The organism is Terribacillus sp. DMT04, from assembly GCF_019056395.1.
In the GTDB taxonomy this organism is placed as follows: Bacteria; Bacillota; Bacilli; order Bacillales; family Amphibacillaceae; genus Terribacillus; species Terribacillus aidingensis_A.
Map to the genome: position 1 here is coordinate 1450894 of NZ_CP077639.1, position 19116 is coordinate 1470009.

The 19116-nt window shown below is 44.9% G+C and carries 19 protein-coding genes; 17 read left to right on the forward strand and 2 right to left on the reverse strand.

Going from position 1 to position 19116, the window contains the following annotated elements; genetic code table 11:
• From pknB to spoVM, 5 genes are read left to right on the forward strand one after another with little or no spacing between them, the layout of a single operon-like run.
• On the forward strand, positions 1–2022 hold the full coding sequence (gene pknB / locus KS242_RS07760) for a Stk1 family PASTA domain-containing Ser/Thr kinase (RefSeq protein WP_217323801.1): 2022 nt from the start codon (positions 1–3) through the stop codon (positions 2020–2022).
• Positions 2023–2907 carry a ribosome small subunit-dependent GTPase A gene (gene rsgA, locus KS242_RS07765; protein ID WP_217323802.1) on the forward strand — a complete coding sequence of 295 codons (885 nt, stop codon included), beginning with the start codon at positions 2023–2025 and terminating at the stop codon, positions 2905–2907.
• A 2-nt stretch (positions 2908–2909) separates the two neighbouring features.
• Positions 2910–3563: a ribulose-phosphate 3-epimerase gene (rpe, locus tag KS242_RS07770; RefSeq protein WP_217323803.1), complete on the forward strand. Its 654-nt coding sequence runs from the start codon at positions 2910–2912 to the stop codon at positions 3561–3563.
• A gap of 3 nt (positions 3564–3566) precedes the next feature.
• Positions 3567–4226 carry a thiamine diphosphokinase gene (locus KS242_RS07775; RefSeq protein WP_217323804.1) on the forward strand — a complete coding sequence of 220 codons (660 nt, stop codon included), beginning with the start codon at positions 3567–3569 and terminating at the stop codon, positions 4224–4226.
• 29 nt (positions 4227–4255) lie between these two features.
• The gene (spoVM, locus tag KS242_RS07780) at positions 4256–4336 is read left to right on the forward strand and encodes a stage V sporulation protein SpoVM (protein ID WP_077309667.1); all 81 of its coding nucleotides are present in this window, start codon (positions 4256–4258) and stop codon (positions 4334–4336) included.
• Between the two features lie 84 nt (positions 4337–4420).
• On the opposite strand, the gene rpmB is transcribed toward spoVM, so the two are convergent.
• The gene (rpmB, locus tag KS242_RS07785) at positions 4421–4609 is read right to left on the reverse strand and encodes a 50S ribosomal protein L28 (RefSeq protein ID WP_038560076.1); all 189 of its coding nucleotides are present in this window, start codon (positions 4607–4609) and stop codon (positions 4421–4423) included.
• A gap of 209 nt (positions 4610–4818) precedes the next feature.
• Between rpmB and KS242_RS07790 the strand changes: the two genes are divergently transcribed.
• From KS242_RS07790 to rnc, 11 genes are all read left to right on the forward strand, one after another.
• Complete coding sequence (locus KS242_RS07790; RefSeq protein ID WP_077309665.1) at positions 4819–5181, forward strand: Asp23/Gls24 family envelope stress response protein; 363 nt, start codon at positions 4819–4821, stop codon at positions 5179–5181.
• Between the two features lie 31 nt (positions 5182–5212).
• Positions 5213–6862, forward strand: coding sequence for a DAK2 domain-containing protein (locus tag KS242_RS07795; RefSeq protein ID WP_217323805.1), 1650 nt, complete (start codon positions 5213–5215; stop codon positions 6860–6862).
• Positions 6863–6982: 120 nt separating this feature from the next.
• The gene (sdaAB, locus tag KS242_RS07800; protein ID WP_217323806.1) at positions 6983–7645 is read left to right on the forward strand and encodes an L-serine ammonia-lyase, iron-sulfur-dependent subunit beta; all 663 of its coding nucleotides are present in this window, start codon (positions 6983–6985) and stop codon (positions 7643–7645) included.
• 14 nt (positions 7646–7659) lie between these two features.
• Positions 7660–8544 (forward strand): L-serine ammonia-lyase, iron-sulfur-dependent, subunit alpha, encoded by an 885-nt coding sequence (gene sdaAA, locus KS242_RS07805; RefSeq protein WP_097040362.1) that lies wholly within the window; start codon positions 7660–7662, stop codon positions 8542–8544.
• Positions 8545–8549: 5 nt separating this feature from the next.
• A complete protein-coding gene (recG, locus tag KS242_RS07810; RefSeq protein ID WP_217323807.1) occupies positions 8550–10586 on the forward strand; it encodes an ATP-dependent DNA helicase RecG in 2037 nt (678 codons plus the stop codon).
• 75 nt (positions 10587–10661) lie between these two features.
• Complete coding sequence (fapR, locus tag KS242_RS07815; protein ID WP_217323808.1) at positions 10662–11231, forward strand: transcription factor FapR; 570 nt, start codon at positions 10662–10664, stop codon at positions 11229–11231.
• A gap of 3 nt (positions 11232–11234) precedes the next feature.
• Positions 11235–12245: a phosphate acyltransferase PlsX gene (gene plsX / locus KS242_RS07820; protein WP_217323809.1), complete on the forward strand. Its 1011-nt coding sequence runs from the start codon at positions 11235–11237 to the stop codon at positions 12243–12245.
• Complete coding sequence (fabD, locus tag KS242_RS07825) at positions 12246–13196, forward strand: ACP S-malonyltransferase (protein WP_217323810.1); 951 nt, start codon at positions 12246–12248, stop codon at positions 13194–13196.
• Positions 13196–13936 carry a 3-oxoacyl-[acyl-carrier-protein] reductase gene (fabG, locus tag KS242_RS07830; RefSeq protein ID WP_217323811.1) on the forward strand — a complete coding sequence of 247 codons (741 nt, stop codon included), beginning with the start codon at positions 13196–13198 and terminating at the stop codon, positions 13934–13936. The genes fabD and fabG overlap by 1 nt, the downstream gene beginning before the upstream one ends.
• 68 nt (positions 13937–14004) lie before the next feature.
• Positions 14005–14238, forward strand: coding sequence for an acyl carrier protein (gene acpP / locus KS242_RS07835; RefSeq protein ID WP_077309647.1), 234 nt, complete (start codon positions 14005–14007; stop codon positions 14236–14238).
• 92 nt (positions 14239–14330) lie between these two features.
• Complete coding sequence (gene rnc / locus KS242_RS07840; protein WP_217323812.1) at positions 14331–15014, forward strand: ribonuclease III; 684 nt, start codon at positions 14331–14333, stop codon at positions 15012–15014.
• A 165-nt stretch (positions 15015–15179) separates the two neighbouring features.
• Here the strand turns inward: rnc and KS242_RS07845 are convergent, their stop codons facing one another.
• Positions 15180–15401 carry a DUF1128 domain-containing protein gene (locus KS242_RS07845; RefSeq protein WP_077309642.1) on the reverse strand — a complete coding sequence of 74 codons (222 nt, stop codon included), beginning with the start codon at positions 15399–15401 and terminating at the stop codon, positions 15180–15182.
• Positions 15402–15534: 133 nt separating this feature from the next.
• Between KS242_RS07845 and smc the strand changes: the two genes are divergently transcribed.
• Positions 15535–19101, forward strand: a complete 3567-nt coding sequence (gene smc, locus KS242_RS07850) for a chromosome segregation protein SMC (RefSeq protein WP_217323813.1) — start codon at positions 15535–15537, stop codon at positions 19099–19101.
• Positions 19102–19116: the final 15 nt, after the last annotated feature.

Sequence of the window (19116 nt, forward strand, 5' to 3'; positions counted from 1 at the left end):
ATGCTGGAAGGACGTACGCTGAATGAGCGGTATGAGATTGACCGCCTGATCGGCGGTGGCGGTATGGCGAATGTCTACCTGGGCCAGGATATTATTTTGGACCGCGAAGTAGCCATAAAAGTCTTAAAGCTGGAATACGCAAATGATGATGAGTTTATTGCCAGGTTTCATCGGGAAGCACACGCAGCAACGAGCCTGTCTCATCAAAACATCGTTACCATATATGATGTTGGTGACGAGGATGGCATTTACTATATGGTCATGGAGTACGTCAGCGGTATGACGCTGAAGCAATACATACAGGCGCATGGGCCTGTTGTGGTACCTGATACGGTTGATATTATGAAACAGGTTACCTCTGCTATCTCACACGCCCATGCTAACGGGATCGTCCATCGGGACATAAAGCCTCAAAATATCTTGATTGACAATTACGGAAAAGTGAAAGTAACTGATTTCGGCATTGCGACCGCGCTAAGTGCAACTTCTTTAACACAAACAAATGCAATGCTAGGGTCTGTGCATTATTTGTCGCCGGAACAAGCTAGAGGCGGCATAGCCACGAAGAAATCAGATATTTATTCACTTGGGATTGTGATGTTTGAACTGCTGACTGGTCGTTTGCCTTTTTCAGGTGAATCTGCAGTGAGTATTGCCTTGAAGCATCTGCAAAATGACACGCCATCTGTCAGACGCTGGGCTGGAGATATTCCGCAAAGCGTCGAGAACATTGTACTGAAGTCAACAACAAAAGATCCATTTTATCGCTATATGAGCACGTATGATATGGAGTCGGATTTGGAGACTTGCTTAGAGCCGAGCCGGGCTGACGAAATTCGTTTTGAGCCGCCAAAAGAAGACGGTGATACAACAAAAGCAATTCCGATTATTACCGAAAGTGATTTGAACAAAGCATCCTTAGCAGATACGATTGTTCATAACGGAAATACCAATCCGCCGAAGCAAACAGAAGAACAAAAGCCGAAGAAGAAAAAGAAACGCCGGAAAGTTTTTCTTTGGGTGATTGTGATCTTGTTAGCACTAGCTGCAGTAGGAGTTGGCGTGGTCTACGCGATGACGCCAAAGGAAGTTACCATGGTTGATGTAACAGACCAGCCTTACGCAGATGCTGTAGACAGGCTATCAGATTTGGATTTGCGTGTGAAGCGAGAAGTAACAGCATCAGATACAATTGATGAAGGGAATGTGGTGAAGACTGATCCTACTGCGGGAAACAAGATTAAAGAGGGATCAAAGGTCACCGTTTACACAAGTATCGGGAAGGAAAAAGAAGATTTCCCAGATTACGAGGGAAAGTCATTTTCTCAAGTGGAAAAATTGTTAGAAGATAAAGGTTACAAAAATGTCCGCTCCTATGAGGAATTCTCAGATGAACCAGAAGGAACCATCATCTCGCAGATTCAGCCGCAAGCCGGTACAGGGGTAGTGCCAGAGGACACAACCGTCATTTTTGAAGTGAGCAAAGGGCCGGAAGCTGTCACGCTGACAGATCTTTCGGGTATGACAGAAGATGAGGCACAATCCTATCTGAACAAGAACAATTTGAATGGCAGCTTTATTGAGCAGCCTTCTGATGAAGTCGAAGAGGGAATTGTCATCCGCCATGATCCGGAAGAGGGAGAATCTGTCGAAGAAAATGGCAGTGTAGATGTATATATTTCCACTGGACCGGAAAACCTTCCGCCAGCTACGCATACTGTGACATTTACTGTTCCATACGAGCCGCCCGAACCAGAAGAAGGAGAAGGAACGCAAACGGATGAAGCAGGTGAACCAACTGATCAAGCACAGGACCCGGTTCCGCAGAAACTGCAGATTTATGTCGGGGATGCTGATCACGATATAACGGAGCTTTATGACGAGCGCTCCATCACGGCAGACGAAGAGGTAACACTTCGCTTAAGTATTCCGGCAGGCGGAGAAGCGGAGTACCGCGTAATGCGTGATGATGAAGTATATTTAGAAGAAACGGTACCGTATGAAGACAGGGAAGGTGAATAGATGCCAGCAGGAAAGATTATGAAAGCACTGAGCGGTTTTTATTATGTGCTTACAGCAGACGGAGAAACCTACCAATGCCGCGGCAGAGGCGTTTTCCGTAAACAGAAAATCACACCTTTAGTTGGAGATGAAGTAGAATTCGAAGCAGAAACGAAACTGGAAGGCTATGTGCATGATGTCCGACCGCGCAAGAATGAACTTGTCAGGCCTCCAATTGCCAATATTGATCAAGCAATTATCGTGACTTCTGCTGCACAGCCTGATTTCAGTACCGTATTGCTGGACCGTTTTCTTGTATTGGTGGAATCCAAGCACATTGACCCGGTTATCTTTATTACAAAGATTGACATGCTGTCAGAAGACGAGCTTGCGAAGATAGAGGCTTACAAGCAGGATTATGAAAAGATCGGCTATCCTGTGGAAATGTTATCTTCAAAAGAAGAGACGAATCTGGAGCAAGTAAAACATCATATGAAAGACAAAATATCAGTCATTGCCGGACAATCTGGTGTCGGAAAATCGTCCATGCTGAATGCAATTGATCCGCGCTTGGAATTGGAAACCAAAGAGATTTCCGAAAGTCTGGGCCGCGGTCGTCATACGACGAGGCATGTGGAGCTTATCCCAATCGGCGGCGGACTAGTCGCTGACACACCTGGATTTAGTTCACTTGAATTTACCGAGATTGAATCTGAAGAGCTTCCTTCTTGTTTTCCGGAATTCAGAGAACGAGAAGAAGGCTGTAAGTTTCGTGGCTGTATGCATCACCGAGAACCGAAATGTGCAGTGAAGCAAGCGGTAGAAGATGGGGAGATACCAGAATACCGCTATACGCATTATTTACAATTCTTAGAAGAAATCAAGTCAAGAAAGCCGAGGTATTAACGATGACAAAAATCGCACCATCAATTCTTTCAGCTGATTTTGCAAGTTTAGGAAATGAAATTAAAGATGTGGAACAAGGCGGAGCAGATTATATCCATGTCGATGTGATGGATGGTCATTTTGTACCGAACATTACGATTGGGCCGCTGATTGTTGAAGCGATACGGCCGGTAACAAAGCTGCCTCTTGATGTTCACCTGATGATTGAAAATCCAGACAGCTATATTGAAACATTCGCTAAAGCAGGCGCGGATATTATTACTGTACATCAAGAAGCTTGTATTCACCTTCACCGCACGATTATGTTAATCAAAGAACAAGGCGTGAAAGCAGGTGTGGTCTTAAACCCTGCAACACCTGTCAGTTTGATTGAAGAAATACTTCCAGAATTAGATATGGTTCTGTTGATGACAGTTAATCCAGGCTTTGGAGGGCAGAAGTTCATTTCGTCTGTATTGAAGAAAGTGGAGGAGCTTTCCCGTCTTCGCGCAGCTTTGGAACTTGATTTTGAAATTGAGATTGACGGCGGTGTGAACGCAGAAACAGCAAAATTATGTACAGATGCAGGAGCGGATGTTTTAGTTGCTGGCAGTGCTGTTTATGGCAAGGAAGACAGAGCAGCAGCGATTGCAGCAATTCGGGAAGCGGCTGAGTAAAACATGAGCGCCAAGCTTAGTATTGGTATTGTCGGCGGTTCGGGAAACCTGCCTGACCTGAATCCAGCTGCGCATACAATATGGATTGGAGCAGATGCCGGTGCATTAGCACTGGCATCTGCTGGTATTCGAATGAATTTTGCTGTTGGTGATTTCGATTCGGTATCAGAAGAGGAGCTAGAGATAATCAAGCAATACGCTGACGAAGTAAATGTCTATCCTCCTGAGAAAGATGAAACAGATTTCGAGCTTGCTATTCGGCAAGCGAAGGAGATAAAAGCGGATGAGGTCGTTGTTTACGGCGTTACTGGCGGGCGCCTTGATCACGAGCTGATCAATATTCAAATGCTTTACCGCCTGCTGGACAGCTTCTCTCGTGCTATCATCGTCGATAGACAAAATAGTGTACAGATGCATCGGCCAGGTACATATCCTATTGAACAAGATCAAAACTACCGTTATATATCATTTCTTTCATTTTCTGAGCAAGTTACTGGTCTAACCTTGACCGGATTTAAATATCCTTTAACAGATGCCGGCATCCAATGGGGGGAGACGCTGTCCATCTCGAATGAGCTTGTTGCACAAACTGGTACTTATTCTTTTGTTACAGGCATAGTAATAATCATAAAGAGCAAGGATGTACAAAAGCTACAACGTTAGGCTGCTCAGAAAAAGGAGGAAGGGGACCAATGAAATTTTATACCTTTAAACTCCCGAGGTTCATCGGTGGCTTTGTTCGCGTCATTATCGGCACATTCAAGAAAGATTAGCACAAAAAAAAGCACCCTTTCCATGAAAGGTGTGCTTTTTTTGTCGCATGCGAATGCTCCATAAAAGTATTTTAGAAATGCTATTTATACGCGTTCGATGTTACCTTTTTTAAGTGCACGAGCTGATACATAAACTTTTTTAGGTTTACCATCAACAAGAATGCGAACTTTTTGAACGTTTGCTTTCCAAGTACGTTTATTAGCGTTCATGGCATGAGAACGAGCATTTCCAGAACGAGTAGTACGTCCAGTGATTACACATTTGCGTCCCATGTTATCCCTCCTAATATGACGATTAATTGTAACACTAAATAAATCTATCATAACTTAGCACGTAATGCAATAAAATACATCAAGAAAATTTACTTGACAGTGCAGATTTTATCGGGCATTGTAAAAAGGGCTATTTTTAATCCGCTTTCAAATACACTTGCTATATAGTATAGTAAGTGTAGATTTGAGTAGCGTTAGGAGGAGCCATTATGAGCTTTCATCTTACTACGGAAGATGGGAATATAACAATTGCGACGGATGTAATCGCGACATTGGCTGGAAGTGCTGCGGAAAAATGCTACGGCATCGTCGGTATGGCTTCCAGACATCAATTACGTGACGGAATAGCAGAAATTCTTCGCAGGGAAAACTATTCTAAAGGAATAGTTGTCACCCAGGCGGACAACAAGGTCCAGATCGACTTGCATATTATCGTAAGCTATGGAACGAAAATATCGGAGGTTGCGCATAATGTGCAATCCCAAGTGAAGTATACATTGGATCGGGCATTGGGCGTGCTGACAAGCTCTGTAAACATTTATATACAAGGCGTCAGCGTTTCTGCAGACTAAACAACAGCCGGCAGATTGAGGAGGAAACAGTTTGAGTGTTCGACATATAGATAGTAAGACATTTTCAGCGATGCTGCTCACAGGTGCACATCATTTATCGAATAATGCCAACACAATTGATGCACTGAATGTATTTCCTGTGCCTGATGGTGATACAGGTACTAATATGAATTTAACAATTACAGCTGGTGCGAAAGCAGTACAGGAGACAGACAGCGAGGAAGTCGGTCAAATAGCAGCTTCGTTTGCTAAAGGATTATTAATGGGAGCACGCGGTAATTCCGGTGTCATCCTTTCCCAGCTGTTCAGAGGTTTTGGTAAAGCACTTGAAGGTAAAAGTGAATTAACGGCTGGTCAGTTCGCTAATGCGTTAGATGCTGGCACGAAGACAGCATATAAAGCTGTCATGAAACCAGTAGAAGGCACGATTCTGACAGTGGCAAAAGACGCAGCAGCAGCTGCAGTTGAAAAATCACGAACAGAAGCAGACCCGGTGGAATTGTTCCGTTATGTGGTAGAAGCTGCGAAGCAAAGCCTTAGCCGAACGCCTGACTTGCTGCCTGTTTTGAAGGAAGTTGGCGTAGTGGACAGCGGCGGACAAGGGTTGGTAACCATCTATGAAGGATTCTTAGCTTCACTCACAGGCGAAGAACTGCCGGAAGCTGTGCAGCATGGCAGCATGGATAACCTAGTTAGTGCCGAGCATCACAAGCAGGCACAGGACTTCCTGGATACAGCGGATATCACGTTCGGCTATTGCACAGAGTTTATGGTAAAGCTCGAATCGGACAAGCTGCAGGAGCATCCTTTCGATGAGCAGGCTTATCGTGAGGAATTAAATGAACGCGGAGATTCTTTGCTCGTAGTGGCAGATGAAGACGTTGTAAAAGTGCATATTCATACGGAATTTCCTGGCGATGTAATGACATACAGCCAGCAATACGGCAGCTTAATTAATATGAAAATCGAAAATATGCGAGAACAGCATGCGGCGATTGTTGGCAAGAAAGAAACAGCAAAAGAGCGCAAACAGCATAGTATTGTAACAGTTGCGATGGGCGATGGTGTGAAAGCATTGTTTGAAAGCCTAGGTGCGAATGTTGTTATTTCGGGCGGTCAGACAATGAATCCGAGCACACAGGATATTGCAGATGCCATTCAGGAAGCAAATGCTGATGCTGTTTATATATTACCGAATAACAAGAATATCACGATGGCTGCAGAGCAAGCAGCTGAAATGGCAGATACACATGCATTTGTCATCCCTACGAAAACAATCCCTCAAGGAATGCGCGCACTGCTTGCTTATGACGAAACACAAGCAGCTGATCAAAATGCAGCTGCTATGAAGGATGCAATGACGCAGGTGAAATCCGGCCAAGTAACGCATGCAGTACGAGACACGACGATTGAAGGCGTCAATATTAAAGAAGGACAATATATCGCTATCTTGGAAGGGAAGATTATATCTGCTGCTTCCGATGCGGAGGAAGCCTTAGAGCTGCTCCTGCGCAAGATGGTCGATGAAGAAGATGAATTAATTACAATCATTCGCGGTGACGATGCAAGTGCTTCTAGTGAGCGATTAGAATCACTTGTAGAAGAAGAGTTTCCGGATTCAGAACTAGAGATACATGACGGCAATCAGCCTGTATATACGTATCTTGTTGCAGTTGAATAAGGAAGGGGAAAGCTCCTGCTGCAGGAGCTTTTTTCATTGTTTGCAGTAGGAACATATGTGTGCTGCATGCTTGAATACATGCTAAAATAGATAAAAGAGTAAAGAAAGAGGAGTGAGCCTATGAAATACCAATCCGTATTCGATATTATCGGACCGGTGATGGTCGGTCCATCTAGTTCGCATACTGCTGGTGCTGCGCGTATCGGCCGAGCAGCGCGCCTTATCTTCGGAAAAGAACCAACGTGGGCAGCTGTTCACTTGTATGGCTCGTTTGCGAAGACATATCGAGGACATGGAACTGATTTGGCGATTGTCGGCGGTCTCTTAGGCTACGATACAGATGATGATCGAATCAGGTTCGCGTTAGAAACTGCGAAGCAGAAAAATATGAGAATTGAATTCATTGAAGATACAGCAGCTACAGAACACCCGAACACAGCACGAGTAAAGCTAGGAACAGATGACAGCAGCATGGAGCTCGTCGGTGTTTCTATTGGCGGCGGAAAAGTTGAGATTACGGAACTGAACGGCTTTGAACTGCGTATGTCAGGCAATAAGCCAGCTATTTTGATTATGCATAATGATCGTTTTGGTGCAATTGCTTCGGTAACTCAAATTTTAGCAATGCATGAGATTAACATTGCGCATATGGAAGTTTCCAGAAAAGATGTCGGGAAAGACGCGTTAATGGTAATTGAGACGGACCAAAATGTCGAGGACAATGTGATGAAAGACTTGGAGCAAGCATCGCATATCAACCGTGTGTCTCGTTTGATGAGCTGACAGGAGGAATGAACATGTTTCGCAACGTAGCGGAATTGATTGAACAAGCAAAGGCGGATAGCATATCTATTTCGGAAGTGATGATTCGCCAGGAGATGGATGTCCATCAGCGCTCTCGTGAGGAAGTGATGGGACAGATGGAGCGAAATTTAGTAATCATGGAAGAAGCTGTGGAGCGTGGTTTACAAGGGGTAACGTCTCATTCCGGCTTAACCGGAAATGATGCTGTATTGCTGCAGAAATATATGGAAAAAGGCAATACGCTCTCAGGCCATCTGCTGTTGGATGCCGTAAGTAAAGCTGTGGCAACGAATGAAGTAAATGCCGCAATGGGAATGATTTGTGCCACGCCAACCGCAGGAAGCGCAGGTTGTGTGCCGGGAGCGTTATTCGCTGTTAAAGAAAGGCTGCAGCCGACTCGCGAGCAAATGATCCGTTTTCTGTTCACAGCAGGAGCTTTTGGGTTTGTGGTAGCAAACAATGCCTCCATCAGCGGGGCTGAAGGAGGTTGTCAAGCGGAAGTCGGATCCGCTGCTGCAATGGCTAGTGCAGCAGTAGTCGAAATGGCTGGCGGCACACCAGAACAAAGTTCCGAGGCATTTGCCATAACGTTAAAGAATATGCTTGGACTTGTATGTGACCCGGTCGCTGGGTTAGTAGAGGTTCCATGTGTAAAACGGAACGCTGCTGGAGCATCAAACGCAATTGTATCTGCTGATATGGCACTGGCAGGCATTACGAGCAGAATTCCTTGCGATGAAGTCATCGGAGCGATGTATCGTATCGGGCGTTCGATGCCATCTTCCCTTCGAGAAACAGCAGAAGGCGGCTTGGCAGCTACGCCGACTGGACGGCGACTGGCAGAAATGATTAATGGTATAACTAAAGAGAAAGAGTGAGAAACGTGCTGAAGCAACCGGTTAATCAAGTAAAAGGAATCGGTGATAGGCTTGCGGAAGGATTGGCGAATATGGGGATCTTCACCGTAGAAGATCTCCTTTTTCATCTGCCATACCGTTATGATGTTTTCGAAGTCCAGCCGCTAGCTGAACTGATTCACGACGATAAAGTGACAATTGAAGGAGAAATCGCCTCACCTGCCCAAGTGCAGTATTACGGTCGTAAAAAAAATAGACTGACTGTCACACTCCTTGTAGAGAATGTCGCTGTGAAGGCAATTATGTTCAATCGCGCCTTTGCGCAAAAACAGCTGCTTCCCGGACGGCGAGTGACGATGACTGGCAAGTGGGACCAGCACCGCCTGCAGCTTACGGTTAGCAATTTTAAGCTGGGTGATGCCGATGAAATGACGCCAATTCAGCCTGTCTATGGTGTGAAGGGCAGTGTGACAGTGCGGCAGCTCCAAAAAAGCGTCAAGCAAGCATTGAACCAATTTGAAGCAGATATCAAAGAAATCCTCCCAAATACATTTTTGACGAGTTACAAACTGCCTGATCGCCGTACAGCGCTTCAACATATGCATTTTCCAGCAGACAGGCAGTCACTTGCGCATGCCAGACGGCGATTTACGTATGAAGAATTTTTGCTTTTTCAGTTGAAAATGCAGTTCATTCGGAAGAAAAAACGGGAAGCAAGTGCTGGCGGCAGTTTGTATTATGACAAAGAAAAAGTGAAAGACTTTATAACGACGCTCCCGTTTCAGCTGACAAATGCCCAGCAGCGTGTTTTGAAAGAAATTATGCGTGATCTTGGGTCTGCTTACCGCATGAATCGTCTGCTGCAAGGAGATGTAGGTTCAGGTAAGACAGCAGTTGCTGCAGTTGCGCTGTATGCCGCTGTAACTGCCGGGAAGCAAGGTGCTATTATGGTGCCGACGGAAATACTGGCTGAACAACATGCACAATCATTGGCTGCTATGCTGGATGGATATGCGACGGTAGCACTGTTAACAGGAAGTGTAAAAGGCAAACGGCGTAAAGCTGTTCTCGAACAGATAGCGAATGGTGAAGTTGACATTGTTGTCGGTACACATGCGCTCATTCAAGATGAAGTCCACTACAAAGCGCTTGCTGTGGCAATTGTCGATGAGCAGCATCGTTTTGGTGTGCAGCAGCGTCGCACACTCCGAGACAAAGGTTTGCATCCGGATGTTTTGTTTATGACTGCAACACCAATCCCGCGTACATTGGCAATTACTGCTTTTGGCGATATGGACGTCTCTGCTATTGACGAAATGCCGGCTGGCCGTAAAGAAATTGAGACGTACTGGGTAAAAGAAAATACGGTGGATCGGGTGTTGGATTTTATCCGCAAAGAAGTAGCAGCAGGGCATCAAGCCTATGTAATTAGTCCGCTTATCGAGGAATCGGACAAGCTAGATATTCAGAATGCGGTTGATCTTCATCAGATGCTGTCAGCAGTATTTGAACCGGACATTCGAGTCGGACTCATGCACGGCCGTCTGCACCCAGATGAAAAAGAAGCTGTAATGAAGGAATTCGCCGATAATGAAACACAAGTTCTTGTTTCTACAACGGTTGTCGAAGTTGGAGTTAACGTACCGAATGCCACGCTAATGATTATTTATGACGCAGAACGCTTTGGATTATCACAGCTGCACCAGCTGCGGGGGCGTGTTGGACGCGGAGATGCACAAAGCTATTGTATTTTAATTGCGGAGCCAAAAGGAGAAATCGGTAAAGAGCGGATGCGAATTATGACGGAAACAACGAATGGATTTGAGTTGTCTGAGCAAGACTTGCAGCTGCGCGGACCTGGTGATTTCTTTGGTAAAAAGCAAAGCGGTATCCCGGAATTTAAAGTAGCGGACATGGTGCATGACTATCGTGCATTGGAAACTGCACGAAAGGATGCAGAAGAGATCATTGCCGAAGAAAAACTGGAAAACGATCCGGATTATCGCATGTTATTAGAAGCTTTAGATGCCCAGTTTGCATTGAATGGGGAAGTGCTTGACTAAAAACGGCTGTTGCAATTTAAAGCCTGCTATTATATATTACCTTTAGTACCTAGTCTTAATTTTGGCGGTGGAGAAATGAGAAGAAGCAAAAAAGACAGACAGGACTTGTTACGGCAAACAATTGAACATACACCGTTCATTACAGACGAGGAATTGGCCAAAAAGTTTGGTGTCAGTATTCAGACAATCCGGCTGGACCGGATGGAGCTGACAATACCAGAACTGAGGGAACGGATTAAGCATGTTGCTAATTCCCAATGGGATGAAACCGTTAAATCTATCAATATCGATGAAGTAATTGGTGAGATTATTGATTTAGAGCTTGATGAACGGGCAATAAGTATATTAGATATTAAACCAGAGCATGTATTTACACGAAATCAAATTGTTAGAGGTCATCACTTGTTTGCGCAGGCGAATTCTTTGGCTGTTGCCCTGATAGATGATCCGCTGGCGCTGACATTTCATTCGGAGATTACATTTACGAGACAAGTAAAACTGCATGAACGAGTGGTTGCCAAGGCGAAAGTCATTCGTCAGGATCGAAAACGAACAGTTATTGAAGTAGAAAGTGCTGTAGATCAAGAACAAGTATTCAAAGGTACGTTCGAGATGTTTCGCTCGAGCGTCAAAGAAGGGAATTAAGTTATGCGAATCGCAATTGATGCAATGGGCGGAGATCACGCACCAGAAGAAATTGTCAAAGGTGCCGTACTCGCAGCTACAGAGGACGCCTCTTTACAGCTGACGCTTGTTGGAGATCAGAAAAAGATCGAACCGCATCTTGGCGAGGTACGTCCGTCGAACATCCAAATTATACATACAGAGGAGTTCATTACGGCAGACGATGAACCAGTGCGTGCTATCCGGCGCAAAAAGCAATCTTCGCTTGTACTGACAGCGCAAGAAGTGAAAGAAGGACGTGCTGATGCCTGTGTATCAGCGGGTAATACAGGTGCGCTAATGACAGCGGGACTCATGGTTGTCGGGAGAATCAAAGGAATTGAGCGCCCTGCGCTCTCCCCCACGCTGCCGACAGTTGATGGAAAAGGGTTTGTATTGCTTGATGTTGGAGCGAACATTGATGCGAAAGCAACGCATTTGCTGCAGTATGCGGTAATGGGTTCCATTTATGCAGAAAAAGTCCGCGGTATCGACAATCCGCGAGTAGGACTGCTGAATGTAGGTGCTGAAAACGGAAAAGGCAATGATTTAACGAAGAAGGCGTTCGAACTTCTTAGTCAAGCACCAATTAATTTTGTCGGTAATGTAGAAGGCCGCGATTTTCTATCGGGTGATTTTGATGTAGTTGTGACAGATGGCTTCAGCGGGAATATTGCTTTAAAAACAATTGAAGGTACGGCCTCCATGTTTTTCTCTATGATGAAAAAAGCTTTTTTGCAAAATATGAAAACCAAGCTTGCAGCAGGGATGATGAAGCCGCAGCTGAAAGAAATTAAAGCCAGCACCGAATATGCAGAATACGGGGGAGCGGCGCTGTTCGGATTAGGAGCACCAGTTGTAAAGGCACATGGCTCTTCTAACGCACGAGCAATCCAAGTAGCAATCAAGCAAACAAAACAAATGGCAGAAAAAAATGTAACAGGAATTATTGAAGATACGATTAAGCAAATCAAGACGGATGAGGAGGAAGTATAAGTGAAAAGAGTAGCATTTGTATTTCCGGGGCAAGGCTCCCAAGCAGTAGGCATGGGACAGGAAATGTACAATGAATATCAGGAAGTCAAAAGTCTTTTCCAAGCTGCAGATGAATTGCTTCCGCAGCCGATTACACCTTTAATGTTTGAAGGACCGGCTGAAGAACTGACAAAGACAGAAAATGCACAGCCTGCGCTGTTATTGACAAGTGCAGCAATTTATCAAGTATTGCAAAACGAAGGCGTTCGACCAGTTGTTACAGCAGGTCATAGCTTAGGTGAGTACAGTGCGCTAGTTGCTGCTGGTGTACTCTCTGCAGAAGATGCCGCAGTGCTCGTCAACAAGCGTGGACAGCTCATGGAGAAAGCTTATCCAGCTGGGCAAGGCTCTATGGCAGCGGTGCTTGGACTTGGAGCAGAAGAAATTCAGACCGTTCTCCAAACAGTCAATGATACGCATAATGAGGTTGTTGATGCGGCCAATATCAACTGCCCAGGCCAAGTAGTTATTTCCGGTACGAAAAAAGGCATTGAGCTTGCGGAACCTTTGCTGAAGGAAGCAGGTGCCAAGCGTGTGCTGCCACTGAATGTGAGCGGACCGTTCCATTCTCGATTGATGAAAGAAGCGGCTGAGGAGTTTGGTTCTGTCTTGAAAGAAGTAGAAAAGACAGATGCTTCTATCCCGGTGTATGCCAATGTAACGGCAAACAAAGTGCAAGATCACAAAGATATTGAACAGCTTCTCATTGAGCAGCTATACTCTCCTGTACGATTTGAAGAGACAGTTGTACATATGCTGCAGGATGATAACCTGGATGCAATTGTAGAAATAGGAAACGGCAAAGTACTAAGCGGTCTTGTCAAAAAAATCAACCGTCGCACAACAACTTTCAACGTACAAGATCCTGAAACATTGCAGGCTTTCTTGACGTGGTATAAGGAGGAAGCATAATGTTAACAGGCAAAGCAGCACTTGTAACAGGTGCATCCCGTGGAATTGGCAGAGAAATCGCATTAGAGCTTGCACGCAAAGGTGCGAATGTGGCAGTTAACTATTCTGGCAGCAAAGAAAAAGCCGAAGCTGTTGCAGAAGAAATCCGCGCGCTAGGGCAGGAATCTATCGTAATTCAAGCGAATGTAGCCGAAGAAGATAGCGTCAAAGCGATGGTTAAGCAGACGATTGAAGCTTTCGGAAGTCTGGACATACTAGTGAATAATGCTGGTATCACGCGTGACAATCTGCTAATGCGCATGAAGGAAGAAGAATTTGATGCTGTTATTCAGACGAATTTGAAGGGTGTTTTCCTTTGCACAAAAGCGGTTACTCGTCAGATGATGAAGCAGCGAGCTGGGCGTATTATTAACGTGGCAAGCATAGTGGGCGTAAGCGGCAACCCTGGACAAGCGAACTATGTTGCGGCTAAAGCAGGAGTTATCGGATTGACCAAAACAGCTGCAAAGGAATTGGCAGCTCGTAATGTTTTAGTTAACGCTGTTGCGCCAGGATTTATTACGACGGATATGACAGATGATCTGACAGAAGAGCAGAAACAAGCCATGCAAAGCATGATTCCGCTTGGCAAACCTGGTAAGCCGGAAGACGTTGCGCGTGTCGTACGATTCCTTGCTTCAGAGGACAGCAATTACATGACAGGACAGACGCTGCACATCGATGGCGGTATGGTAATGTAATTCCATAAAAAAACCTGTAGTTTTCCGGGACAAAATGTCCTATAATAACGAAGGGAGGTGAGTTTCCTATGGCAGATGTATTCGAGCAAGTAAAACAAATCGTTATTGATCGTCTTGATGTAGACGAATCCAAAGTAACACTAGAAGCTTCTTTCAAAGAAGATCTAGAAGCAGATTCCCTTGATGTAGTGGAATTGGTTATGGAATTGGAAGATCAATTCGACACGGAAATCTCTGATGAAGATGCGGAAAAAATCGCAACTGTTGGTGACGCTGTAAACTACATAAACAGCAAACAGTAAGATTTAAATAAGATGCATAGGTGAAAGTCCCGCTTAATTAGGCGGGGCTTTCTCCGCATTATCACACCATTTAGGAAAGTGGGGACAGCAGTATGACATTACAAAAACTGCAGGAGCAGCTAGAAATTTACTTTCATGATGAAGCTTTGTTGCAGAATGCTTTAACCCATTCATCTTATGTGAATGAACATCGCCACCTGAAGAAGACGGATAATGAACGATTGGAGTTTCTAGGAGACGCAGTACTTGAACTTGGCGTTTCACAATTCCTGTACAAGCATTATCCTGATATGCCGGAAGGAAATATGACCAAGCTCCGAGCAGCAATCGTCAGGGAAGAGTCCCTTGTGTTATTTGCGAAAGAGATGAATCTTGGGGCTTATGTTTTGCTTGGCAAAGGTGAGGAGCGTACTGGCGGCAGAACGCGTCCAGCACTCTTGGCAGATGTTTTTGAAGCATTTGTCGGGGCGTTGTATTTGGACCAGGATTTTGAAGTGGTACTCCGGTTCTTTGACAGAATCGTATTCCCTAAAATAAGCCAAGGTGCTTTTTCACATGCGATGGATTATAAGAGCAAACTGCAGGAAGTCGTACAGCAAGATAAGGACAAGCTGATCACCTATGCCATTGTCGACGAAAGAGGACCGGCACATAACCGAGAATTTGTAGCTGAACTGAAAATTCAAGGTGACTTGGCAGGCACAGGCGTCGGCCGCACTAAGAAAGAAGCGGAGCAAAACGCTGCTCGTATTGCATTGGAAGTTTTGAAATCATAAGAGCCGAAGCTTGGGAAAGTGCTATAATAAGAGGAAAATCCGAACCGATGTAAATTCTTAACAAGAATTCATATTGATTCGGATTTTTTATTGAGCTAGGTATGGAAAACGTAAGGCTGACATATCAACGGAAGTGTTGGTCGCTCAGATTAGATTGAGCTGTTTTTACTTTCTGTATCGTGCCAGTTCTTGGATGAAAGCTTCTGTTTCATACACACTGAGTTGTCCTTGCGATTCAATATGATCATACAGATCTTTAATATCTTGGTACTTCTCCAGCTGATAATCTTCTGGCTGCATAATTGAGCGGTTAACGACAGAGAGGCGGTCAGCAATCGTGTTAATCAAGATTGCTAGATTCTCCTCTGATGCTTGTTCAAGCTGCATGGTCAGCCTCCTTTGCGCGTAATTGATACCTATTATGTACCTTTAGTTTATGATAAAATAAATAAGTTAAAAACGAAAGAAAAATTACCAACAATGCAGAATAAGCGAAATGCTTTTATATAGGAGAATGAATATGTTCCTGAAACGATTAGAGACCGTAGGATTCAAATCATTTGCTGAGAAAGTCACACTTGATTTTGTACCAGGTGTTACAGCTGTGGTTGGACCAAACGGCAGCGGGAAAAGTAATATTACTGATGCCATTCGCTGGGTGCTGGGTGAGCAATCAGCCAAGTCCTTACGCGGATCCAAAATGGAGGATATTATCTTCCAAGGCAGTGATACGAGAAAGGCGCTCAATGTAGCAGAAGTAACACTCGTATTGGATAATGCAAATCAGACATTACCGCTGGAGTATCAGGAAGTGAGTGTGACCAGACGGGTGTTCCGTTCTGGAGAAAGTCAGTTTTTGATCAACAACCAAAGCTGCCGGCTGAAGGATATCGTCGACTTGTTTATGGACTCCGGACTGGGAAGAGAAGCCTTTTCTATTATCAGTCAAGGTAAAGTAGAGGAGATTTTAAGCTCCAAACCGGAAGAAAGACGTTCCATTTTTGAAGAAGCTGCCGGTGTGCTCAAATACAAACAGCGGAAGAAAAAAGCAGAATATAAGCTAGCTGAAACCCAGGAAAACTTGAACCGAGTAGAAGATATTACATTTGAAATTGAGGGACAGCTGGAGCCGCTGCGTGAACAAGCAACAATCGCCAAAGATTATTTGGAGAAAAAAGCGCAGCTCAAAGATGTTGAAATTGGACTGCTTGTAGCAGAAATAGAACAACTACATAAAGAATGGAAAACTGTCCTGGAAGAACTGGAAAGCAACAAGTCTGTTCTTCAAAGCCAACAGCAGGAAATCAATCAAAAGGAACAGCTGCTGGAGGCTGAAAAGAGTGAGCTCCAAGCTTTGGATGCATCTATCGATGAACTTCAAGCATCCTTGCTTATCGTAACCCAAGAGCTTGAGAACTTGGAAGGGAAAAAGCAGCTGTTAAATGAACGTTCCAAGCATTTAGCTGAGAATAAAGATAAGCTGGAAAAAGATACTGAACAGCTTAGCGTCACCCTTGCGCATCAAACACTGCAGCTCGAGCAGGAGCAGTCGGTGTTGACGGCGTTAGAGAGCGAGAATAAAACAATCAAATCAGAACTGCGGAATTTGGACAAATTGCTGTCGCGTACACAAGAAGATTTGAGTGAACAAATTGAAGAAAAGAAAAGTGAGTATATTGACTTACTGAACGAGCAAGCTGCCAAACGGAATGAAACAAACTCACTAAAACAGCAAATTGCAGCTATAGAAGCGAAAAAAGACCGCCAGCAGACAAAGTATAAAGATGTCGTTCAAAATCGCGATGAAATAGAAGCAAAGCGGGAAGAACTAGCAGTTCGTTTGGAAGAAGCAACTGCGAGCAGGAAACAAGCGGAGGACCGGGAAGAAGCACTGCGCGGTGAATCGGCAAAAAAACGGGAGCAATATCAGGATGCACAAAGCAAACTGTACACCGGCTACCAGCATATTGAAAAGCTCCGTTCCAAGCAGGAAATGCTGCAGGAAATGAAAGAGGAGTTCCAAGGATTTTTCCAAGGTGTAAAAGCGGTGCTCAAAGCGCGTCAAGAACAAAAGCTGGAAGGCATTGAAGGAGCTGTCATTGAACTAATTGATGTACCAAATGAGTACGTGACAGCTATGGAAACGGCTTTAGGAGGCCAAGCCCAGCATATTGTGGTCGACAATGAAGCGAGTGCGCGCCAAGCTATTAATTGGCTGAAGCAGACGCATAACGGAAGGGCGACATTTTTGCCGCTTGGTTCTATCCAACCAAAGCAAATTCCATCCAATGTGCTGCAGAATGCAATAAACCGTGAAGGCTTTATCGGTATTGCAGCTGATTTAATACAAGTAAATGAAGCGTACAAGCGTGCTGTTGATTTCCTGCTCGGTAATGTCGTCATCGCAGAAAATCTGGAGCACGCAAATGCGATTGCAGCTGCATTGGGCAGACGTTACCGAATCGTAACGTTAACTGGTGATGTGGTGAATCCTGGCGGTTCTATGACAGGAGGCGCCCAAAAGCGGAGTGGACAGTCTTTATTCACGAGAGAAAAAGAAATGCAGGAAGTCACAGAGAAACTTGCTGATTTTCAGGCTCGTACAGAAGTGTTTGAACGCAAAGTATCACAGCTGAAGGAAGAGCTGCAGCAAGTCGAGACTTCTTCAGAAGAAATTCGGCAGCAAATGAAACAGCTGCAAGAAACAGAGCAGGTATTACAAGCAGCATTTACAGAGACGAGCATTCGTTTTATGCATGCGAATGATAACCTGACGATGTATGACCAAGACAATGCGCAGTATGACGACGAACGCAAAGAAGTAGAAATGCGCACGGAGCAGCTGCAGCAGGAGCTTGCTGACTTGGATGGCCAGCTGCAGCAAATACAGCAGGAAATCAAAGAGCTTACGGAAGCACATCAAGCATGGCAGGATACGAAGGAAATAAAACGGCAAGAACAACAAACCCTTCAAATCCGTTCAGCAGAAAGTCTTACAAAGCTCCAAAACCAAGAGCAGCGTATCGGCGAGCTGACAGAGCAGCTTCAGCAGACAAAGCAGAAATTCGAGGAGCAGCAGCGCACACTGCAGCAAATGAATGAAGTCGGCGAGAAAGGTCAGACAGAAGAAGAGATTATCGAATTGATTACAGTGAAGCAGCAGCATAAGCAGCAGACGACCGCGTTAGTGGAAGAACGTAAAGCAGAACGGCAGGAGCGGCACGAGTGGGTGCAGCAAGAAGAGCTGTACGTTAAAGAAGCTAACCGTCAGCATCAAAATCTAGTACAGCAAGTACAAGATCAGGAAGTTCGCACCAATCGTCTAGATGTGGAGCTGGAGAACCGCCTGTTGAATCTGCAGCAGAGCTACTCACTGACTTTTGAAAAAGCATTGGCCACATTCGGCAGAGCAGCAGACATGGAGAGTGCACAAACGCAAGTAAAACTGATTAAACGCGCTATTCAGGAACTGGGCACTGTCAATGTAGGTGCGATTGAGGAATTTGATCGCATCAATGAAAGATACAGCTTCCTTACGGAACAAAAAGATGACCTGTATCAAGCAAAAGCGACATTACTTGCGGTTATTGAAGAAATGGACGAAGAAATGAAGCGGTTATTTGAAGATGTGTTCACGAAGATTAAAACCGAATTCACGGAAGTATTTCGTTCGCTCTTCGGCGGCGGTCATGCGGAGCTGAAGCTGACTGATAGCGGCAATCTTTTAGAGACAGGCGTTGATATCATTGCGCAGCCGCCAGGTAAGAAACTGCAAAACCTAGGTCTATTGTCAGGTGGCGAGCGGGCGTTAACAGCCATTGCATTGTTATTCGCCATTTTGCGCGTCCGGCCAGTGCCATTCTGTATTTTGGATGAAGTAGAAGCAGCGCTGGATGATGCAAATGTCAGCCGGTTTGCGCAATATATGAAGCAATTCAGTGAAAAGACGCAGTTCATTGCGATTACGCATAGAAAAGGTACAATGGAGGAAGCAGATGTCTTGTATGGCGTTACCATGCAGGAATCCGGCGTCTCCAGGCTTGTATCTGTCCGTCTGGAAGATACACCTGCACTAGTGAAGGTATAAGAAAGGAAGAACAAA

What these genes read in the sequence shown, in the direction of transcription:
- pknB (WP_217323801.1), top strand. Translation starts at nt 1, where the DNA reads ATGCTGGAAGGACGTACGCTGAATGAGCGGTATGAGATTGACCGCCTG.
- rsgA (WP_217323802.1), top strand. Translation starts at nt 2,023, where the DNA reads ATGCCAGCAGGAAAGATTATGAAAGCACTGAGCGGTTTTTATTATGTG.
- sdaAA (WP_097040362.1), top strand. Translation starts at nt 7,660, where the DNA reads ATGTTTCGCAACGTAGCGGAATTGATTGAACAAGCAAAGGCGGATAGC.
- KS242_RS07845 (WP_077309642.1), bottom strand. Translation starts at nt 15,401, where the DNA reads ATGCAGCTTGAACAAGCATCAGAGGAGAATCTAGCAATCTTGATTAAC.
- sdaAB (WP_217323806.1), top strand. Translation starts at nt 6,983, where the DNA reads ATGAAATACCAATCCGTATTCGATATTATCGGACCGGTGATGGTCGGT.
- rpe (WP_217323803.1), top strand. Translation starts at nt 2,910, where the DNA reads ATGACAAAAATCGCACCATCAATTCTTTCAGCTGATTTTGCAAGTTTA.
- smc (WP_217323813.1), top strand. Translation starts at nt 15,535, where the DNA reads ATGTTCCTGAAACGATTAGAGACCGTAGGATTCAAATCATTTGCTGAG.
- KS242_RS07775 (WP_217323804.1), top strand. Translation starts at nt 3,567, where the DNA reads ATGAGCGCCAAGCTTAGTATTGGTATTGTCGGCGGTTCGGGAAACCTG.
- acpP (WP_077309647.1), top strand. Translation starts at nt 14,005, where the DNA reads ATGGCAGATGTATTCGAGCAAGTAAAACAAATCGTTATTGATCGTCTT.
- fabG (WP_217323811.1), top strand. Translation starts at nt 13,196, where the DNA reads ATGTTAACAGGCAAAGCAGCACTTGTAACAGGTGCATCCCGTGGAATT.
- rnc (WP_217323812.1), top strand. Translation starts at nt 14,331, where the DNA reads ATGACATTACAAAAACTGCAGGAGCAGCTAGAAATTTACTTTCATGAT.
- fapR (WP_217323808.1), top strand. Translation starts at nt 10,662, where the DNA reads ATGAGAAGAAGCAAAAAAGACAGACAGGACTTGTTACGGCAAACAATT.
- rpmB (WP_038560076.1), bottom strand. Translation starts at nt 4,609, where the DNA reads ATGGGACGCAAATGTGTAATCACTGGACGTACTACTCGTTCTGGAAAT.
- spoVM (WP_077309667.1), top strand. Translation starts at nt 4,256, where the DNA reads ATGAAATTTTATACCTTTAAACTCCCGAGGTTCATCGGTGGCTTTGTT.
- KS242_RS07790 (WP_077309665.1), top strand. Translation starts at nt 4,819, where the DNA reads ATGAGCTTTCATCTTACTACGGAAGATGGGAATATAACAATTGCGACG.
- plsX (WP_217323809.1), top strand. Translation starts at nt 11,235, where the DNA reads ATGCGAATCGCAATTGATGCAATGGGCGGAGATCACGCACCAGAAGAA.